This is a genomic window from Agrobacterium tumefaciens (assembly GCF_017726655.1).
GTDB lineage: Bacteria > Pseudomonadota > Alphaproteobacteria > Rhizobiales > Rhizobiaceae > Agrobacterium > Agrobacterium tumefaciens_B.
Genome location: NZ_CP072308.1, coordinates 2,779,878 through 2,798,089, shown reverse-complemented (window position 1 = coordinate 2,798,089; position 18,212 = coordinate 2,779,878). Strand labels below are relative to the sequence as shown.

Genomic DNA, 18,212 nt, shown 5'->3' with positions numbered 1-18,212 from the left:
CTGTCCCCTTATCCGATCTTGATCACGGTATCGGATGTGAATGCAAATGTCGGGATGGCGAGGTTCTGCGGCGCAGGACCCTTACGAATGCGGCCCGCCGTATCGTAGTGCGAGCCATGGCAGGGACAGAACCATCCGCCGAAATCGCCGGCCTGGCCGAGCGGAACGCAACCGAGATGGGTGCAGGAACCGACCATGACGATCCAGTTTTCCTTGCCCTGCCCGGCGGAGCGGTCGATATCGGTCGCCTGCGCGTCTGCAGCGATGTTGGCATTGCGCGCCACCGGGTCCTTGAGATCGCCGAGAGCGACCGCCTTGGCTTCCTCGATTTCCTTTTCCGTGCGGTTGCGGATGAAAATCGGCTTGCCGCGCCACTTGACGGTGAGCGACATGCCCGGCTCGACGGCCGCGACATCCACCTCGATGGAGGCAAGCGCCAGCGTCGATGCATCGGGACGCATCTGGTCAATGAAAGGCCATGCAACTGCGGCAGCACCAACGGCGCCCGCCATTCCCGTCACTAGGTAAAGAAAATCGCGACGGGTCGGTTCACCCGAAGCGTCGTGATTGGTTACGTGCTCGCTCACCGCTACACCATCCTCTGCGCTGTTTTTGCCGTAAATCGCATGAGTCCTCCCGCTATGATTTGATCCAGGACAAACTCCGTCCCTCGGTCCTGGACACACCTGCGGCATCAAGAAACCGCGTCACTTTGTGTGATCGCAAAATATTGACCGACTTGGCAAGAGCAAAGCACACAAAGCTGCCGTAATTCTGCCGGAAGCGCCCGATTTGGTTGTCATTTTTTCGCGGCCTCTGGCAGTCCGGCAACATTGTGCGCTCAAATCCGTCGTGTTAGGAGACTTCAAGGGAGAGCTTTGAAAGCAGGGATTCGGATGACGGCGAAGCTCTCGTGCATGGTTTCCACGGCGCTTGCTGCCGTCCTCGTCATCGCCAGCCTGCGCTACATCACCGACTTCTGGCTTTTGGCCTTCGTCACCAGCTTTCAGCTCCATATTGCTGCTGTCTGCATCCTCGTCTCATGCCTTGTCTTCTGGCTGACGCGTGACGCTATCTCGGCCATGCTTGTAATCTGGTCGCTTGCCTTGGCCATTCACGCCGTGGCGATGCTCATGGAATTTTCAACGACGGCCAATGCGGCACCAGGCGCAAAGCCCTTCCGCTTGCTCTCATTCAATGTCTTGATGGACAACGCGGCCAATGCGGATGCGATTGCCGACAAGGTTCTCGAATCGGGTGCCGATGCCATTTATCTCTTCGAGGCGGCCGCATTGCGCTCGGCCCTGCCGCGCCTGCAGCCGACCTATCCGCACCGGCTCGGTTGTTATGAGGGTACGCCCGGCTGTGATCTCGTCATCCTGTCAAAAAGGCCGTTGCTGGAAGGCCGCTTTTATAATCTCAGCGATCTTCGGCGGGATCGTTTTGCCGTCGCGAATGTCGATCTCGACGGCACGCAACTGACACTTGCCGCCGGGCACATCACCAAGCCCTATTTCGACGATTATCACCGGGACGAACTGGACGAAATCAGCGAAATTCTATTTCGAATCACCGGCCCGCTCATTCTCGCCGGAGACTTCAACTCATCCAGCATCGCACCTGACATGCGCGCCTTCCTCGCCGCCAATGATCTGAAGAAAGCGACATTTGAGCCTGCGACCTGGCCAACCAGGGCAGGAAGTTTCGGCATCGCCATCGACCACATCTTCGCCCGCGAGCCGGCAACGCTGATGAAGACAACCCGGCTGCAAGACAATCTCGGCTCCAATCACTACGGCCTGATGGCGGATTTCTTGATCGGAAAGTAGGGCGTTTCCGGTGGGATCGCCGCATTGTCCGACGCCGGAACGAATCCGTTCCCTCTGGAAATGCTCCGGCTGACTTATTGCGCCGCCTCATCAGCGGCGAGGAAGCCACCCGACTGGCGCGCCCAGAGCTCGGAATAAAGCCCGCCCTGCGTAATGAGTTCGGAATGGGTCCCCTGTTCGACGATGCGCCCCTGATCCATGACGATCAGCCGGTCGAGGGCGGCAATCGTCGACAACCGGTGAGCGATGGCGAGAACCGTCTTACCCTGCATCAGCTCATCGAGATTGCTCTGGATCGCCGCCTCCACCTCTGAATCGAGAGCCGACGTCGCTTCATCGAGAACGAGAATAGGGGCGTCCTTCAACATCACACGGGCAATGGCGATACGCTGGCGTTGCCCGCCGGAGAGCTTCACGCCGCGTTCGCCCACATGCGCATCGAACCCTTTGCGCCCACGCTGGTCCTCAAGCCGTTCGATGAAGTCGTTCGCCTTGGCCCGCCGCGTCGCCTCCCGCAATTGTTCCTCGGTCGCATCGGTGCGGCCGAACAGGATGTTGTCCCGGATGGAACGATGCAGCAGCGACGTATCCTGCGTGACCATGCCGATGTGAGCGCGCAGCGATTCCTGCGTCACACGGGCGATATCCTGCCCATCGATCAGGATGCGTCCTTTTTCGACATCGTAAAAACGCAGCAGCAGGTTGACGAGGGTGGATTTGCCGGCACCGGAGCGCCCGACGATTCCAACCTTTTCGCCGGCCCTGATCTCGAGGTTGAGATTGCCGATGACGCCATCCGCCCGCCCATAATGGAAGCTGACATTCTCAAAGCGGATGCTCGGCTTCTTCACCTCGAGCACCGCGGCGTCGGGCGCATCGACGAGACCGATCGGCTGCGAGATCAATTCGGCGGCATTCTGCACCGTACCGAAATTGCGCATGATGCCGTTGAACTGCGTCATCAACCGCCCGAGCAGAAAGTTGAGCCGCAGCACCAGCGCCAGCGTGAAAGCCACCGCGCCGGAACTGATCTTGCCGGACAGCCACAGATCGATGCAGAGCGCCGCCATTGACGTGATCATCACGCCCGAGAGCAGCGCCATGGACGCACGCACGCCGGTGATGAACCGCGTAAACGTCATCGTCGCGCGCTGGAAGATATCGAAACCCTGCCGCATGTAGCGGTCATTGGCGTCGTCGCGCCCGAACAGCCGCAACGTCTGGATATTGCCATAGGCATCCACCATCCGGCCCGACAGCATCGAGGCGGCTTCCGCCGTTTCCCTGGAATGGTAGCGGATGCGCGGCACGAAATAGCGCGCCAGCAGCGAGAAGATCGCCACCCAGACAACGACGACGACCGCAAGCCGCCAGTCCAGCCCCCCGATCAGGAAAAGCATGGAAACCGAGTAGATGCCGACGAACCAGACGCTTTCCATCAGCGAGGTTACGAGATCACCCGCCGCCTGTCCGCCCGACCAGACCTTGGTCACGATACGGCCGGAAAAATCGTTCTGGAAGAAGGTCAGCGATTGCCGCGCCACATGCATGTAGGATTGCCAGCGCACCAGATTGTAAAAGCCGGGCGTGATGATCTGCTGGTCCACCAGCGCCGTGACCATGGTGACGACGAAGCGCACGATGCCGATCAGCACCAGCATGCCCACGAGTTCGCCGCCATGCGCCGCAAGCAGCCCCGCCCAGCCCTCTTCCGGCTTTACGGTGGAGAGAATATCGACGAGCCGTCCGACGAACCAGAACAGCGCCGCCTCGATGGCCGCCGTCAGCCCGCCCAGCACCAGCATGGCAAAAAACGGCGCCTTCGCCTGCGAGATATAGAACCAGATGAAGGCGAACGTGCTTTCCGGCGGCCGCAAATCGTCCTTGCGGTCGAAGGGCTTTATCCAATTCTCGAAATACTCGAAGATGCGGGTAATGACCATGATCCGGATATAGGCAGATTCCCGCTTGGGGAACAGCCGCAGTGGCTTTGGGAAGAGATTATATTTCGGTAACGTTCGTGGAATGAAAAAAGGGCGGGAATGTTCCCCGCCCTTAAATCGACCCAGCGATATTTTGTGCATCAGCTGCATCCTCACACCGTCGCCCCGGACTTGATCCGGGGTCCAGCGCGATCAAGTCCTTGATCGCGAAAGACTCCTCTCACGGCGCGGACGCGCCGTGGCTGGATGCCGGATCTAGTCCGGCATGACGGAGGAAAGGTTGGCGCCCATATCATAGGCGAGAGGGCGGGGCGCCATGCTTGCCGCCTCCCGTTACTTACTCCGCAGCCGCTTCCGCCTCGTGATCGGCGATGAATCCGCCGGACTGGCGGCGCCATAGGTCGGCGTAAATGCCGCCCATTGCGACCAGCTCCGCGTGGCTTCCCGATTCCACGATCCGGCCCTTGTCGAGAATGATGAGGCGGTCCATTTCGGTGAGCGTCGAAAGACGGTGAGCAATTGCGATCACCGTCTTGCCTTCCATCAGCGCGAACAAATTCTCCTGGATCGCCGCCTCCACTTCCGAATCGAGCGCCGAGGTCGCCTCATCAAGCACCAGGATCGGCGCGTTCTTGAGGAAGACGCGGGCGATCGCAATCCGCTGACGCTGGCCGCCTGACAGTTTCACACCGCGTTCGCCCACCTGCGCATCGAGGCCCTGGCGACCATGCATGTCGACGAGCGTTTCGATGAAGTCCCAGGCATTGGCCCGCTTTGCCGCTGCGATCACCTGCTCGTCAGTCGCTTCGGGATGGCCATAGGCGATGTTGTCGCGGATCGACCGGTGCAGCAGCGACGTGTCCTGCGTCACGACGCCGATCAGTTCGCGCAGGCTGTCCTGCGAAACCTTCGAGATGTCCTGCCCGTCAATGGTGATCTTGCCGCCTTCCAGATCATAGAAGCGCAGGAGCAGATTCATCAACGTCGTCTTGCCCGCGCCCGAACGGCCGACAAGGCCAACCTTCTCGCCTGGCTTGATGTCGAGCGTCAACCCGTCGATCACGCCCTTGTTCTTGCCGTAGTGGAAACGAACATTGTCGTAACGAATGGCGCCCTGCGGCGCCGCAAGCTGAGGGGCCTTCGGGACATCGACGATGTCATGCGGCTTCGTCATCATCGACATGCCGTCATAGACTGTGCCGATGTTTTCGAACAGCGACGTGACTTCCCACATGATCCACTGCGACATGCCGTTGACGCGCATGGCGAGGCTGATGGCGATAGCGACCGATCCGGCCGTTACCGAACCCTGCATCCAGAAATAAAGACCAAGGGCGGCCGTGGAAAACAGCACCACGGCATTGTTGAGGTCGATCAGGATGTTGAAGCCGGAAATCTTGCGCATCTGGCGGTGAACGGTTCCGAGAAACACGTTCATGCCCTCCCGCGCATATCTCTCCTCGCGGCCCGCATGGGAAAACAGCTTGATCGTTGAGATATTCGTATAGCTGTCGACGATCCGGCCCGTCATCATCGAGCGCGCATCCGCCTGCTCCTGCGCGAGCCGGCCGAGCTTCGGCACGAAATAGGTGAGGATCGCCAGATAGAGGCCAAGCCAGACAAGCAGCGGAATGACCAGCCGCCAGTCCGCAGCCGCCACCATGAACAGCATCGAGATGACGAAGCTGATGGCGTAGACGAAGACATCGATCACCTTCAGCGCCACTTCGCGGATCGCCAGCGCCGTCTGCATGACCTTGGTCGACACCCGGCCGGCAAATTCATTGGCGAAGAAGTTCATGGAGTGGCGCAGCAGGAAACGATGCATTTTCCAGCGCGCGATCATGCCGAAATTGCCGGCAAGCGTCTGGTGCATGGTCATTGTGTGGATTGCGCCCATCAGCGGCAGCAGGAACAGCACCAGCCCGGCCATGCCGATCAGACGCCAGCCCTCATCGGCAAAAAACGTTTCGCGATTGGCCGTGGACAGCCAGTCGACGATATTGCCGAGGAATTTGTAAAGCATGGCTTCCGCAATGGCGATGCCCATGGACATGAGGCCAAGCAGAAGGAGCCACGGCCATGCGGGCCTAACATAGTGCCACAGGAACGGCAAAAGCTTCTGCGGCGCTACGGACGGCGCGGAAGCGGGAAAGGGATCGAGGCGTTTTTCAAACCAGCCAAACATAGGCCAAGCTCCGGCAATCAATCGCTCCATCGTGGCATGGTGAGCGGACACAGATAGGGCTCACGACGGAACGGAAAAGTCTTTTAACATGGCCACAACAGCCACATGGTGAATTTAAATACGGGAGACGCGGCAGCGCCGCGGAATACCACCTAAGCCAGCAGGCGAAGCACTGGGGCCGGGAGGCGAATGCGAATGTCATTTGGCATGGAAACCTCCTTTGGCTGGTGTTGAAGATGCCGCTCTTTTATCGCAAAAGAAGACGAAACGCCAGCCGCCTGCCTTAAAAAAGTGCAACCGCATACAGGCACCGATTTCCCCATCCGGTTTACGGGCAGCAGCGCCATCCGGGTTCGCCCATGAAACATGGATCAGGAGACCATGCAGACAATCAGGATCGCCCTCTACCAGCCCGATATTCCCGGCAATACCGGAACCATCCTGCGGCTGGCCGCCTGCCTCGGTCTCGGCGTCGATATCATCGAGCCAGCAGGTTTCGACATTTCGGATCGCAATCTGAAACGGGCCGGCATGGACTATATTGCGGCTGCCTCCCTGACCCGGCATGTCAGCTGGGACCGCTTCGAGGAATGGCGGGCAACAACCGGTCGCCGTCTTGTTCTCGCCTCCACCAAAGCTGCGGTGCCGTATACGAAAATCACCTATCGCGCGGATGACATCCTGCTGTTTGGCCGTGAAAGCGCCGGTGTACCCGACCACGTGCATGAGAGGGCGGATGAGCGAATCATCATCCCGATGGTCGAGGGCCAGCGCTCCATCAACGTCGCGATGTCGGCGGCCATGGTTACGGGCGAGGCTTTGCGGCAAACAGCATGGGGGTGAGCGTCATTTTTAACGCCATATTTTGGTGCAAATACAATATTTGACCATTTCCGCGTCAAAACTGTCGCAACCCGGCCTGTACCATAGGCGTTGACCCTCCTATACTATTAGCCGGACAACAAAAATCGCCCTCGCCGGAAGCATCCGCTGGCGGGTGTGAGGAGACGTCGCATGCAATCCACCATTGTCATCGTCAACCTTCTCGGCGCCGTCGCGCTGCTGCTTTTCGGTCTTGCCCAGGTGAAGGACGGCGTGACCCGGGCCTTTGGCATGAAACTGCGAAGCGTGCTTGCAACCGGCACCCAGAATGGTCCCCGCTCCTTTTTCTCTGGATTTTTCGCAACGGTGGCACTGCAAAGCTCGACGGCAACGGCGCTTACGGTGGCCTCCTTTGCCGAGCGCGATCTCATCCGGCCGCGCATGGCGCAGGTGGTGCTGCTTGGTGCCAATGTCGGCACCGCCGTGACGGCCTGGATCGTGGCAGCCGGTGTGGAATGGCTCTCCCCGCTTCTGATCCTTTCCGGCATCATTCTCAAAAAAGGCAGCTCCAATGCCAGACAGGGCGGCGGAACCGCAGTTATCGGCATTGGCCTGATGCTTCTGTCGCTGCATCTGCTGAGCGGCGCGACCGAACCCATGCGCGCCTCCCCGGCGCTTGGCGTCTTCATCGGCCTGCTGGATGGTGCATGGCCCGTGGCACTGATCTTTTCCGCCGTGCTCGCCTTCGTCTCGTCGTCAAGCCTTGCCGTGGTGGTCCTGATCCTGTCGCTTGCCGCCACCGGCACGCTGTCCACCGGGCTGATCATCGTTCTCATTCTCGGCGCCAATCTCGGCGGCGCCGTTCCGCCCGTCATCGCCACACTCTCAGGCCCCGCCTCGGCGCGGCGCATCACGATCGGCAATCTCGTGGTGCGCACCATCGGCTGCCTGATCGCCATGCCGCTTGCCTCCTATGGCGCAGAATTTCTGCAACAATTGCCGCTTTCCCCGGCCAAGCTGCCCGTGGATGCGCATCTCATCTTCAACGTCATTCTGGCGGCACTGGCGTGGCCCTTCTCCGGCCTGATCTCCGACCTGATGACCAAGCTGGTGCCGGGAGATCCGAAAGCCGAGGACGGCCCCTTTTTCCTCGATCAACAGGCGCTGGACGTGCCTGTCGTCGCGCTCGCCAATGCCACCCGCGAGGTGTTGAGCGTCGGCGACAGCATCGAACGGATGCTGATTCGCGCCGAGAACGCCTTCAAGCACAACGATCTTGCGCCGCTGCAGGAAGTTTCCGTTCTGGAAAAGAAGGTCGACCGCCGCCAGCAGGAAGTGAAGATCTATCTGTCCCAACTGGGGCGCAAGGGGCTTGCCGACGAGGAAGCACGGCGCTCGATCGCCATCATCGATTACGCCATCAATCTCGAACATGTCGGCGATATCATCGAAAAGGGCATCTGCGAGCAGATCCGCAAGAAGGTGCTGAACAACTTCAAGTTTTCCGATGACGGTTATGAGGAATTGAAGACGCTGTTCGACATGACCATCGAGAACCTGCGCGCCGCCCAGAGCATCCTGGTGACCGGCGATTTCGAACTGGCGCGTCGTCTCATGGAGAGCAAGGTGGATATACGCCGGTTGGAAAAACGATCGTCAAACCGGCATCTGGAGCGGCTGCGTGACGGGCTGACGGAGAGCATGCAGACGAGCTCGCTTCATCTCGACATGTTGCGAGACCTCAAACGCATCAACGCCCACATTGTGTCGGTGGCGCATCCCATCCTGGATGAAAGCGGCGTGCTGATCGAAAGCCGGCTGCGCTATGCGGAGCCACGCGCCTAGCGCATTTTCAAGAAGGGTGCCTCCGGTTTTCCCTCCGGAAATGCGACAGACCAAAAGTTGGCGCGTTTTCGCATCCGAAGAATAGCGAAGACGCTTCCAATCTCAATCGGCGGACGGCAGCCGCCGCATGGTGAATTCGATGCGGTCACCCTCGAGCTGCCGCCAGCTTTCCACTTCGGTCCAATACGCTGCCTTTGGAAAACTGTCGAACCACTCCCGCGCCTTGGCGCGAGCTTCTTCGCGGCCGAGACAAAAGGTCTGGCGCACGAACATGCCGTCTCGCTGCGGAACGCCGCTGGCGCTTTCGCGCTCCTTGCGGTGATTGGCGATCCTGCGCTTCAGCCCGTCGAGCGGCGGCGGTCCGGTAAATTTCGTCATGATATTCACCTCTGGCACCTACATCTTTAAAGATAGTGACGACGCGCTGGCTTGGCGAGTCGAATTTGTGCGCGGCGCAAACACCTGCTAGACGCGGCGGGACACAGACTTCAATGCAGGAGAATGACGAAATGGAACGGCCAATCTTGCCGAAGGGCTTGCCCGAGGATATCGAAGACAAGAAGGCCGTTGCCCAAGCGTGGTTCCAGCACCTGCGCGATACCATCGTTGCCTCCTTCGAAACCCTGGAGAACGAACTCACAGGTCCCCTTTCCGATCAGGAGCCCGGCCGCTTCGTCCAGAAAGAATGGCTGCGCGACAATGGCGAAGGCGGCGGCGGCAAGATGTCAATGATGGAAGGCCGTGTCTTCGAGAAGGTCGGCGTCCACACGTCCACCGTCTATGGCGAGTTCTCGCCAGAATTCCGCAAGCAGATTCCGGGCGCCGAAGAGGACCCGCGCTTCTGGGCCTCCGGTCTGTCGCTCATCGCCCATCCGGTCAATCCCAATGTCCCGGCCGTGCACATGAACACGCGCATGGTCGTCACCACCAGTCACTGGTTTGGCGGAGGCGCGGATCTGACGCCCGTTCTGGGCCGCAGGCGGACGCAGGAAGACCCGGACACCCAATTGTTTCACAGGGGCTTCGAGATAACCTGCAACCGGCACCCCGTTGCGGATTATCCGCGTTATAAGGCATGGTGCGACGAATATTTCTTCCTGAAGCATCGCAACGAGCCGCGCGGCATTGGCGGCATCTTTTTCGACTGGTTGCATCCAGAAGAGGAGAAGGGCGGCTGGGACGCGAATTTTGCCTTCGTGCAGGATGTCGGCCGCGCCTTCAATCTCGTCTATCCGAAAATCGTCCGCTCCAATTTCAACCAGCCATGGACGGAAGAGGACCGCGACGAGCAGCTGATCCGCCGTGGCCGCTATGTGGAGTTCAACCTGCTTTATGACCGCGGCACCATCTTCGGCCTGAAGACCGGCGGCAATGTCGAATCGATCCTCTCGTCCCTGCCACCGGTGGTGCGCTGGCCCTAGGCGCCTCACGCAGATTTGACGCTCATCAGCCATTTCGTCGCAAATAGCGCGAATTAGGACTTATGGAAAAACCAATGCGGTGATAGTCTCCTCCCGCAGACGTACTGGAGGAGCTATCGTCATGATTACTTCGAACAGCATGCCTATTTCTGCTTCCGCCGAGGGAGCATCGCAATCCATCGATACCACCGCATTGATTGACCGCCTTGCCGCCGAAATGCGCGCAACGGGCGATCGCGAACTGCCGCATTCCTTTTATGTCGAACAGGTGAAACGCACGCTCGCCGGAAAAGCCGTGAAGCGCGCAGATAATGACGAACGGCCCAGCACAAAAATCCCGCCGGCCGGGACGTCCTCCGTTTTCCAGTGCTGGGCGATGCCCGAGTAAGTCAGGGTTCAGCAATCAAGGACGCCGCTTTGGAACATAAGCGGCGGACTTTTGTTTCATACCGCAGGGGCGGCACGTCACTTCACGCTGCCCTTTGGCTGAAACAGGGAGGCAAGACCATGAGACTTTTTGAATGTGGAACGCTCGTGCCCGGCTGTGCCTGGCACACCCGCGCGGATGATGACGCAGAAGTCGTTCGCCGCACTGTGGAACACATGCGTGCGGCTCACGGCGAAACCGTTATCCGCGAAAACATGATCGATAATATCAAGGCCCGCATCCGCGACGAGGCGAACGCGGCTTAACGCTGGAGCATCACCATTCCGGCGCTCTAGTGCTCGAGCATGTCCTTAAGCCGGGCGGTCAACGCTGCCCGGTCAAGCGAGAAGTTGACGTCTATCCACTTCTCCTCGAGGCTCTTCAAAACATTGCCTACTTTTGGGCCAGCCTCAACACCGGCGGCCATCACATCAGCACCGCTTAGGGGAAAGGCGGGTTTCTGAAATTTTTCCGCCCTTGCCAGCAACGTCGAAAAGCGCGCAACCTTTTGCATCGCCGTGTCGCCGGCCGAGATATCGGCACGGGCTGCTGCGAGCGCCAGCTTCAACCGTGCCTTCATGCCATCAACGCCTTGACGGTAAAGCAGACGGTCGAGAGCCGTGTCTTTTAGGTCGGGATCAGCCGCCGGCGCCGAAGCCCAGTTGGAAAGATAGGAAGCTTCCGCCTTTGACAGTCGCAGACGCGCGGAAAGAGCAGCGAGCCTCTCCCGGTCGGGCGGCACGATGGCGGCAAGCCGGAGCATAGGCTCAACCGCCCAGCCGAGGGCCTGCTCCGCCGCCACCAGCCCATGAATGGCGTCGATACCCCATTTCTCGGTCTCGGGAAGAATTTCCGAGAGAACGCCCGATTGTCGCATCCAGAGCAGGGCGCGGGACGGATCGCGGGCGGAAAGCAGCTTCTTTACCTCGCTCCACACCCGCTCGGCAGAGAGCGTTGCCAGCTTGTCTTTGGCCCGCGCACTTGCTCTCAAACCATCCGCATCCGGCCGGCCGGAGCCGTAATGGGCAAAGAAGCGGAAAAAGCGCAAAATCCGCAGGTAATCTTCCGAAATCCGCGTCGCGGCATCGCCGATAAAGCGAACCGTCCCGGTTTCGATATCGGGCAAACCATTGATGAGATCGATGATTTCGCCATTTTCATCGGCGTAAAGCGCGTTGATGGTGAGGTCGCGCCGTTCCGCATCCGTTTGCCAGTCGGTACCGAAAGCCACCTGTGCGTGGCGGCCATTGGTTTCCACGTCACGGCGCAACGTCGTCACCTCGAAACCTTCGCCGTCGATCACGAGCGTCACCGTGCCGTGCTCGATGCCGGTTGGAACAGCCTTGATGCCCGCCGCCCTTGCCCGCGCCACCACCACATCAGGGGTAAGCGTCGTCGCCATGTCGACATCCGCGACGGGCAAACCCATGAGAGCGTTGCGAACGGCCCCGCCAACGATCCGCACTTCGCCGCCATCGGCATTCAGAAGCGCAAAGATGCGCTTCAGCGCCGGTTTTTCGAACCAGTCCTGACCGGCAAGGCTGCTCATGAATAAAACCTCTCGTAAATCGTCCTGACGATGCCCGCCGTAATGCCCCAAATGTAGCGCTCGCCATAGGGCATTTCGTAGAAAAACCGCTCCTTCCCCTGAAAGATGCGGCTGCCGCGCCCATGGTTTTCAGGGTTCATCAGGAAGGACAGAGGGACCTCAAAAACCTCGTCCACTTCCGCCGGATTGAGCGTGAGGTCAAAGCCGGGCCGAACAACGGACAGCACCGGCTTGATGCGAAAGCCCGTACCGGAAATATAATCCGGCAGACGCCCCACGGTCTCTACGAAAGAGCGCGAAAGCCCGATTTCCTCTTCCGCCTCGCGCAGCGCCGCCTCCTCCGGCGTGCGGTCCTCGGCGTCGATACCGCCGCCCGGGAAGGAAATCTGACCGGAATGCTTGCGCAGGGTGGAGGTGCGCTGGGTGAAGATCACCCGCGCGTCCTCGCCGTCATCGATAACGGGAACCAGAACCGCCGCGTCCTTCAGTTTGATGCCGTTGCCGGACAGCACCACGCCCGGATTGAGAACGTGATCGCCATTTTCCCGCTCGGCAACGCCCTCGCCTTCCTGCAGCACCCGCCGGCGGAAGTCGGCGGCGGTAAAACCCTTCAGCGCCGTCATTGTCATTGCGAAAGCCGTTCCAGTTCACTGGCGGGCATGACTGGAAAAACGACGCCCCCCGAGCGCACCGCGAACATGTCGACGCCATCCACCTTAATCACCTCGCCGAGTGCGACGAGGTCGTACATCACGGCCCGCGACACCAGCGCTTCCAGACGTCCGCGGACGAGAAGATAGGGCTTCAACTCCCGGTTCTCGCCGTAAATTTCGAACCGCAGCGGATGCTCCTGCCCCGCCTCCACCACATCGCCGACATTCGTGCGGAAAGTGAGTACGGGCTCGCCGTCCACCTCGCCCGCCGTCACCTTCATTTCCACGGCAACGAAAGGAGCATCGACGACCCGGATGCCGACTTTTTCCACAGGAGTCACGAGATAGGTTTTGCCATCCTCATCCTTGCGCAGAACAGTGGAAAACAGCCGAACCAGCGGCGCCCTGCCGATGGGCGTTCCGAGGTAGAACCAGGTGCCGTCGGCGCGGATTTCCATGTCGAGATCGCCGCAAAAGGGCGGATTCCAGCGCTCGACCGGGGCCGGTCCGCGCCGGGCGTCGCCGGTCTGTTCCGCGGCGCGGGAAATCATCGCCGCCAGCCCTGCCGCATCGCCTGCCGAATTTATCGTCTCCGCTGCCATATTCGAGTCTCGCTTTGCCGATAAGGAAATACTAAGTCACGACATAGTCATTCGAATGGCGCTTGTCAGCGGCCAAGAGAGCAATAAGCTATATGCAGCGCAAAATCCGTTCCGGCCAACGGCCAGCAAAGCCGGAATGCACTTGCGACAGCGGCGAAGGTATGAGGAGAGCGACATGGGCGTGATGAATACCGGCGAAACCCTCGACGAAAAGGCGATCATCGCCTCCGCCGAAAAGGCGCTTTCCGACATTGCGGCCATCCGCACCGAAGTCTCCAAGGTCATCTTCGGTCAGGAAAAAGTGGTGCAGAACACGCTTCTCGCCATCCTTTCCGGTGGCCATGCGCTGCTCGTCGGCGTTCCCGGTCTTGCCAAGACCAAGCTTGTCACCACGCTTGGCACCGTGCTCGGCCTCGAAGCCAACCGCATCCAGTTCACGCCGGACCTGATGCCGTCGGATATTCTCGGCTCAGAAGTCATGGACCAGGATGAAAACGGCCGCCGTTCCTTCCGCTTTATCAAGGGACCGGTTTTTGCGCAGTTGCTGATGGCCGATGAAATCAACCGCGCCAGCCCGCGCACGCAGTCCGCGCTGCTGCAGGCCATGCAGGAATACCACATCACCATGGCCGGCCAGACCTATGAGCTGCCGAAGCCGTTCCACGTTCTCGCGACGCAGAACCCGCTGGAACAGGAAGGCACCTATCCGCTGCCGGAAGCCCAGCTCGACCGTTTTCTCCTTCAGGTGGATGTCGGTTATCCCGAACTCGCGGCCGAACGCCAGATCCTGCTCGACACGACGGGTACCGCCTCGGGTGAAGCACGTGGCGTGATCGATGCGTCCCGCATGATGGAGATACAGGCGCTGATCCGCCAGATGCCGGTCAGCGACAAGGTGGTGGACGCCATCCTGTCACTCGTTCGCTCCGCCCGCCCCGGTCACGGCAACAAGTTGACCGATAAAAACGTCGCCTGGGGTCCCGGTCCGCGCGCCGGCCAGTCGCTGATGCTGACGGCCCGTGCGCGTGCGCTGTACGAAGGCAGGCTCGCGCCGTCGCTTGACGATGTCTATGCGCTGGCCGAACCGGTTCTGGAACACCGCATGGCGCTGACCTTTGCGGCCCGCGCCGAAGGCATGTCGGTGCGCGATGTCATCGCGGCCCTCGTGGAGCAGGCGAAGAACTGAAGCGACGTTCGCGAAAGGACTGCATGTGGCATCCATCGGCCAGATCGTAGACAAGACGCCAGGTAGCGAAGTTCTCGCGCGCGCGCGCCAGCGCGCCGCCCTGGTGCCGGACTGCATGGTCGAGGCAAAGCGCATCGCCAACACCGTCACCGCAGGCTGGCATGGCCGCCGCAAGCGCGGCATCGGCGAAAATTTCTGGCAGTTCCGCCCCTATGCCGAAGGCGAAAGTCTCTCGCGCATCGACTGGCGGCGCTCCGCCCGCGACGATCACACCTATGTCCGTGACCGTGAATGGGAAGCGGCCCACACCATCTGGCTCTGGGCCGACATGTCGCCGTCGATGATGTTCAAATCGACCCTCGGCTCCGTTTCCAAGGAAAGCCGGGCGCTGGTACTGATGCTGGCGCTGGCGGAAATCCTCGCGCGCTCGGGCGAGCGCATCGGCTGCCCCGGCATCATGGAACCGGTTTCGGCCCGAAATGCCGCCGAACGGCTCGCCACCGCAATCATGCATGCGCCGCCGACCGAAGGCATGCCGGAAACGAGCATGATCCGTGGCGCGAGCGACATCGTTCTGATCGGCGATTTTCTTGATGATGCGCAGGCCGTGATGGAACGCATTTCGCCGCTCGCACGGCGGGGCCTGCGCGGCCACGTGGTGGAAATTGCCGATCCGGCCGAAGAGACATTTCCCTATTCCGGCCGCACCGAATTCAGCGATCCGGAAACCGGCGAAAAACTGGTCTCCGGTCGCGCCGAGACCATTCGCGAGGACTATACCCGCGCCTATTTCGCAAGGCGCGAGGCGCTCTCCTCGTCACTTCGCCGTCTGGGCTGGAACTTCGTGTTCCATCGCACCGATCATCTCGCTTCCGAGGCATTGGTGGCCATGCACATGTATCTTTCCGGCGCACCCGCGCAAGGCGGTGGCCGCCGATGAGCGCATTGCCTTTCGTCTTCACCAGCCCCTACATCCTCTTCGGCTTGCTGGCGCTGCCTGCCATCTGGTGGCTGCTGCGGCTCACCCCGCCGCGCCCCAAGGCGGAAGTGTTCCCGCCGCTGAAGATCCTGGCGACGGTGTTGAAACGTGAGGAAACGCCGTCGAAAAGCCCATGGTGGCTCACCCTGCTGCGCATGGCGCTTGCCGCCGCCGTGATTCTTGCTCTCGCCGATCCCGTGGTCAATCCACGCAACAGCGGCATCGCCGGCAACGGTCCGCTGGTGCTGGTGGTTGACAATAGCTGGGCGTCGGCGCCCGACTGGGAGCGACGCGTGGCGACGGCGGAAGCCCTGATCGGGGACGCGGAGCGTGCCGAGCGCCCCGTCGCCATCGCTTTTACAGCCGATGCCGAACATGACGCCGTACCCGGAACGACAGCGGTCGCCCTGGAAAAGCTGGCAGCGGCAAAACCGAAGCCGCTCGTTCCCGATCGTGTCCGCACCGCCGAAGCCATCACCGAAGCGCTTAACGGCACGACCCCCGGCACCCTCGCCTATATCGCTGATGGCGTGCAGACGGCGCAGGACGAAAGCGCCCTGAAAACGCTCGCCAGTCTTTCACCCGCCGAATTCCGCATCGTCAGCGGCGACGGCAAGGCGATCGCCGCTATAACGGGGGCAACGAACAATGCCGAAGCCATGAGCGTTTCGCTTTCAAGGCTCGATACTGCGGAAGCTGCCCGGTTGACGGTCAACGCGCAGGACAGCCAGGGCCGCATCCTCGCCAATGGCATCGCCACCTTCGCCCCCGGCCAGGCTGAAACAACGGCAACGGTGGAAGCGCCCTTCGAACTGCGCAACGATTTCGCCCGTCTTTCCCTTGAAGGTGTTTCGACGGCAGGTGCAGTGCATCTTCTCGATGACGGCTTCCGCCGCCGCCGCGTGGCGCTGCTGGCAGGCGAAACCGGCAATGATTTCCAGCCGCTGCTGCAACCGCTTTATTATATCAGCCGGGCGCTTCAGCCCTTCGTCGATCTCATTCCGCAGCGGCAGGCCGATCTCGCGCAGGCCATCCCGGAAATCCTGCAATCCAACCCCTCCGTCATCGTCATGGCCGATATCGGCCGCCTGCCGCAGGAAACCTATGAGCCGATGCAGAAATGGCTTGCGGGCGGCGGCACGTTGATCCGCTTCGCCGGACCGCGCCTTGCTGCAGCACCCGCCGACGACCCACTGGTGCCCGTGACACTGAGACAGGGTGAACGCGCACTCGGCGGCGCTCTCTCCTGGGCAGAACCGCAGCCTCTTGCCGATTTCCCTGCCTTCGGCGCTTTCGCCGGCATGCCGAAGGCCGACGGCATTCTCGTCAAACGCCAGGTTCTGGCCGAGCCGACACCAGACCTCGCCGAACGCACCTGGGCAAGCCTTGCCGATGGCACGCCGCTCGTCACCACCCGCAATGTCGAGGCGGGTCGCATCGTGCTGTTCCATGTCAGCGCCGAGGCCAGCTGGTCCGACCTGCCGATATCGGGCCACTTCGTCGATATGCTGCGCCGTATCGTGCAACTGTCGAAAGCAGGCGGCGCTTCGGCCTCCGCCAATGCACCGGCCGCCGCTCTGCCACCCTTCCGCCTGCTGACGGCCGAAGGCGCGCTGTCAGCCGAAATCGGCACTGCCCGGCCGCTGGAAATGCTCGCGGGCCAGCCTCCCCGCACCGGTTTCGACAATCCCCCCGGCCTCTACGGCACAGAGGATGGTTTCGTGGCTCTCAATCTTCTGCCGGCAGGTGCGACGCTGCGCCCGCTCGATACGTCGGCCGCCGGCGTCAGCACGTCAAGCGAAGCCCTGATCGGCGAAACGGCGAAATCACTGCGCCCTGCCCTCTTCATCGCCGCCTTCCTCATGCTGATTGCCGACAGCCTGATCGTGCTCTTCATGAACGGCGCCTTCGCCCGCCTGCCGAAAGCCAGAAGCGCCACGGCCGCGACCGTACTTCTCGCCCTCGGCGCCTTTGCCGCCATGGCGCCAACCGAGGCCCGCGCCGACGATCCCAAACCCGGCGACGACCAAATTTTCGAGCGGCTGGACACCACCCATCTCGCTTATGTCCGCACCGGCGAAGACGATGTCGACCGCATTTCAGAACAGGGTTTGCAGGGTTTGAGCGAATTTCTGACCTGGCGCACGACGCTGGAGCCCGGCCAGCCTGTCGGCCTTGACATTTCCAAGGACGAATTGTCCTTCTATCCGATCATCTACTGGCCTGTTTCGGCCTCTGCCCCCATGCCGTCCAGCGCTGCCATCTCCCGCATCGACGCTTATATGCGTGCCGGCGGCACCGTGCTCTTCGACACACGCGACCAGTTCTCTTCGCTCGATACCGGCGCGACCAGCGCCAATGGCGAGCGTTTGCAGGCAATCCTCGCCAATATCGATATTCCGCCGCTGGAACCTGTGCCGGAAGACCATGTCCTGACGCGCTCCTTCTATTTGCTCACCAATTTCCCCGGCCGTTACAATGGCTCGCCGCTCTGGGTGGAATCGCGTCAGGGGGCCGCCAAGACCACCTCCGGCCTTTCCTCCTCTGGCGATGGCGTGACGCCGATCATGATAACCGGCAATGATTTCGCCGGCGCATGGGCCGTCGATGCGCAGGGCGCACCGGTCCTGCCCACTGTGCCGCCCGACGAGATGCAGCGCGAACATGCCTTCCGCTCCGGCGTCAACATCATGATGTATATGCTGACCGGCAACTACAAGGCCGATCAGGTCCATGTTCCGGCACTTCTCGAACGGTTGGGGCAGTGA

The 18,212-nt window shown here is 61.0% G+C and carries 16 protein-coding genes; 9 read left to right on the top strand and 7 right to left on the bottom strand.

What is annotated here, in order from left to right; all coding sequences use genetic code 11:
- Positions 1 to 8: 8 nt before the first annotated feature.
- Positions 9 to 587, bottom strand: coding sequence for a ubiquinol-cytochrome c reductase iron-sulfur subunit (gene petA / locus AT6N2_RS13670; protein WP_035220195.1), 579 nt, complete (start codon positions 585 to 587; stop codon positions 9 to 11).
- 309 nt (positions 588 to 896) lie between these two features.
- On the opposite strand from petA, the gene AT6N2_RS13665 reads away from it, so the two are divergent.
- The gene (locus tag AT6N2_RS13665; RefSeq protein ID WP_209087442.1) at positions 897 to 1,829 is read left to right on the top strand and encodes an endonuclease/exonuclease/phosphatase family protein; all 933 of its coding nucleotides are present in this window, start codon (positions 897 to 899) and stop codon (positions 1,827 to 1,829) included.
- A 74-nt stretch (positions 1,830 to 1,903) separates the two neighbouring features.
- On the opposite strand, the gene AT6N2_RS13660 is transcribed toward AT6N2_RS13665, so the two are convergent.
- Both AT6N2_RS13660 and AT6N2_RS13655 read right to left on the bottom strand, forming a co-directional pair.
- Positions 1,904 to 3,913 carry an ABC transporter ATP-binding protein gene (locus AT6N2_RS13660; RefSeq protein WP_425292728.1) on the bottom strand — a complete coding sequence of 670 codons (2,010 nt, stop codon included), beginning with the start codon at positions 3,911 to 3,913 and terminating at the stop codon, positions 1,904 to 1,906.
- Positions 3,914 to 4,109: 196 nt separating this feature from the next.
- Positions 4,110 to 5,960 (bottom strand): ABC transporter ATP-binding protein, encoded by a 1,851-nt coding sequence (locus AT6N2_RS13655; protein WP_209087440.1) that lies wholly within the window; start codon positions 5,958 to 5,960, stop codon positions 4,110 to 4,112.
- A gap of 381 nt (positions 5,961 to 6,341) precedes the next feature.
- Between AT6N2_RS13655 and AT6N2_RS13650 the strand changes: the two genes are divergently transcribed.
- Positions 6,342 to 6,803 carry a tRNA (cytidine(34)-2'-O)-methyltransferase gene (locus AT6N2_RS13650; protein ID WP_209087438.1) on the top strand — a complete coding sequence of 154 codons (462 nt, stop codon included), beginning with the start codon at positions 6,342 to 6,344 and terminating at the stop codon, positions 6,801 to 6,803.
- 171 nt (positions 6,804 to 6,974) lie between these two features.
- On the top strand, positions 6,975 to 8,627 hold the full coding sequence (locus AT6N2_RS13645; RefSeq protein ID WP_063950689.1) for a Na/Pi cotransporter family protein: 1,653 nt from the start codon (positions 6,975 to 6,977) through the stop codon (positions 8,625 to 8,627).
- Between the two features lie 102 nt (positions 8,628 to 8,729).
- Here the strand turns inward: AT6N2_RS13645 and AT6N2_RS13640 are convergent, their stop codons facing one another.
- On the bottom strand, positions 8,730 to 9,005 hold the full coding sequence (locus AT6N2_RS13640; RefSeq protein WP_063950690.1) for a hypothetical protein: 276 nt from the start codon (positions 9,003 to 9,005) through the stop codon (positions 8,730 to 8,732).
- A gap of 131 nt (positions 9,006 to 9,136) precedes the next feature.
- On the opposite strand from AT6N2_RS13640, the gene hemF reads away from it, so the two are divergent.
- The 3 genes from hemF to AT6N2_RS13625 all read left to right on the top strand — a co-directional run bounded on the left by hemF (position 9,137) and on the right by AT6N2_RS13625 (position 10,741).
- Positions 9,137 to 10,048: an oxygen-dependent coproporphyrinogen oxidase gene (hemF, locus tag AT6N2_RS13635; protein ID WP_209087436.1), complete on the top strand. Its 912-nt coding sequence runs from the start codon at positions 9,137 to 9,139 to the stop codon at positions 10,046 to 10,048.
- 121 nt (positions 10,049 to 10,169) lie between these two features.
- Positions 10,170 to 10,436 carry a hypothetical protein gene (locus tag AT6N2_RS13630; protein ID WP_144577227.1) on the top strand — a complete coding sequence of 89 codons (267 nt, stop codon included), beginning with the start codon at positions 10,170 to 10,172 and terminating at the stop codon, positions 10,434 to 10,436.
- A 119-nt stretch (positions 10,437 to 10,555) separates the two neighbouring features.
- On the top strand, positions 10,556 to 10,741 hold the full coding sequence (locus tag AT6N2_RS13625) for a DUF1059 domain-containing protein (protein ID WP_063950693.1): 186 nt from the start codon (positions 10,556 to 10,558) through the stop codon (positions 10,739 to 10,741).
- A 26-nt stretch (positions 10,742 to 10,767) separates the two neighbouring features.
- Here the strand turns inward: AT6N2_RS13625 and AT6N2_RS13620 are convergent, their stop codons facing one another.
- Genes AT6N2_RS13620 through AT6N2_RS13610 form a run of 3 tightly spaced genes read right to left on the bottom strand, consistent with a single transcriptional unit; the run spans position 10,768 to position 13,279 of the window.
- The gene (locus AT6N2_RS13620) at positions 10,768 to 12,024 is read right to left on the bottom strand and encodes a CCA tRNA nucleotidyltransferase (RefSeq protein WP_209087434.1); all 1,257 of its coding nucleotides are present in this window, start codon (positions 12,022 to 12,024) and stop codon (positions 10,768 to 10,770) included.
- Positions 12,021 to 12,653 (bottom strand): NUDIX hydrolase, encoded by a 633-nt coding sequence (locus tag AT6N2_RS13615; RefSeq protein ID WP_144577221.1) that lies wholly within the window; start codon positions 12,651 to 12,653, stop codon positions 12,021 to 12,023. The genes AT6N2_RS13620 and AT6N2_RS13615 overlap by 4 nt, the downstream gene beginning before the upstream one ends.
- Positions 12,650 to 13,279, bottom strand: coding sequence for a DUF1285 domain-containing protein (locus AT6N2_RS13610; RefSeq protein WP_209087432.1), 630 nt, complete (start codon positions 13,277 to 13,279; stop codon positions 12,650 to 12,652). The genes AT6N2_RS13615 and AT6N2_RS13610 overlap by 4 nt, the downstream gene beginning before the upstream one ends.
- A 175-nt stretch (positions 13,280 to 13,454) precedes the next feature.
- Here AT6N2_RS13610 and AT6N2_RS13605 point away from each other — a divergent pair, with 175 nt between their 5' ends.
- From AT6N2_RS13605 to AT6N2_RS13595, 3 genes are read left to right on the top strand one after another with little or no spacing between them, the layout of a single operon-like run.
- A complete protein-coding gene (locus tag AT6N2_RS13605) occupies positions 13,455 to 14,465 on the top strand; it encodes an AAA family ATPase (protein ID WP_209087430.1) in 1,011 nt (336 codons plus the stop codon).
- Positions 14,466 to 14,490: 25 nt separating this feature from the next.
- Complete coding sequence (locus AT6N2_RS13600; protein ID WP_063950698.1) at positions 14,491 to 15,405, top strand: DUF58 domain-containing protein; 915 nt, start codon at positions 14,491 to 14,493, stop codon at positions 15,403 to 15,405.
- On the top strand, positions 15,402 to 18,212 hold the full coding sequence (locus AT6N2_RS13595) for a DUF4159 domain-containing protein (protein ID WP_209087428.1): 2,811 nt from the start codon (positions 15,402 to 15,404) through the stop codon (positions 18,210 to 18,212). The genes AT6N2_RS13600 and AT6N2_RS13595 overlap by 4 nt, the downstream gene beginning before the upstream one ends.

Bases quoted from the DNA above. Each gene is read 5' to 3' on its own strand.
- AT6N2_RS13665 (WP_209087442.1), top strand. From the start codon at position 897: ATGACGGCGAAGCTCTCGTGCATGGTTTCCACGGCGCTTGCTGCCGTC.
- AT6N2_RS13660 (WP_425292728.1), bottom strand. From the start codon at position 3,913: ATGCACAAAATATCGCTGGGTCGATTTAAGGGCGGGGAACATTCCCGC.
- AT6N2_RS13655 (WP_209087440.1), bottom strand. From the start codon at position 5,960: ATGTTTGGCTGGTTTGAAAAACGCCTCGATCCCTTTCCCGCTTCCGCG.
- AT6N2_RS13650 (WP_209087438.1), top strand. From the start codon at position 6,342: ATGCAGACAATCAGGATCGCCCTCTACCAGCCCGATATTCCCGGCAAT.
- AT6N2_RS13645 (WP_063950689.1), top strand. From the start codon at position 6,975: ATGCAATCCACCATTGTCATCGTCAACCTTCTCGGCGCCGTCGCGCTG.
- AT6N2_RS13640 (WP_063950690.1), bottom strand. From the start codon at position 9,005: ATGACGAAATTTACCGGACCGCCGCCGCTCGACGGGCTGAAGCGCAGG.
- hemF (WP_209087436.1), top strand. From the start codon at position 9,137: ATGGAACGGCCAATCTTGCCGAAGGGCTTGCCCGAGGATATCGAAGAC.
- AT6N2_RS13630 (WP_144577227.1), top strand. From the start codon at position 10,170: ATGATTACTTCGAACAGCATGCCTATTTCTGCTTCCGCCGAGGGAGCA.
- AT6N2_RS13625 (WP_063950693.1), top strand. From the start codon at position 10,556: ATGAGACTTTTTGAATGTGGAACGCTCGTGCCCGGCTGTGCCTGGCAC.
- AT6N2_RS13620 (WP_209087434.1), bottom strand. From the start codon at position 12,024: ATGAGCAGCCTTGCCGGTCAGGACTGGTTCGAAAAACCGGCGCTGAAG.
- AT6N2_RS13615 (WP_144577221.1), bottom strand. From the start codon at position 12,653: ATGACAATGACGGCGCTGAAGGGTTTTACCGCCGCCGACTTCCGCCGG.
- AT6N2_RS13610 (WP_209087432.1), bottom strand. From the start codon at position 13,279: ATGGCAGCGGAGACGATAAATTCGGCAGGCGATGCGGCAGGGCTGGCG.
- AT6N2_RS13605 (WP_209087430.1), top strand. From the start codon at position 13,455: ATGGGCGTGATGAATACCGGCGAAACCCTCGACGAAAAGGCGATCATC.
- AT6N2_RS13595 (WP_209087428.1), top strand. From the start codon at position 15,402: ATGAGCGCATTGCCTTTCGTCTTCACCAGCCCCTACATCCTCTTCGGC.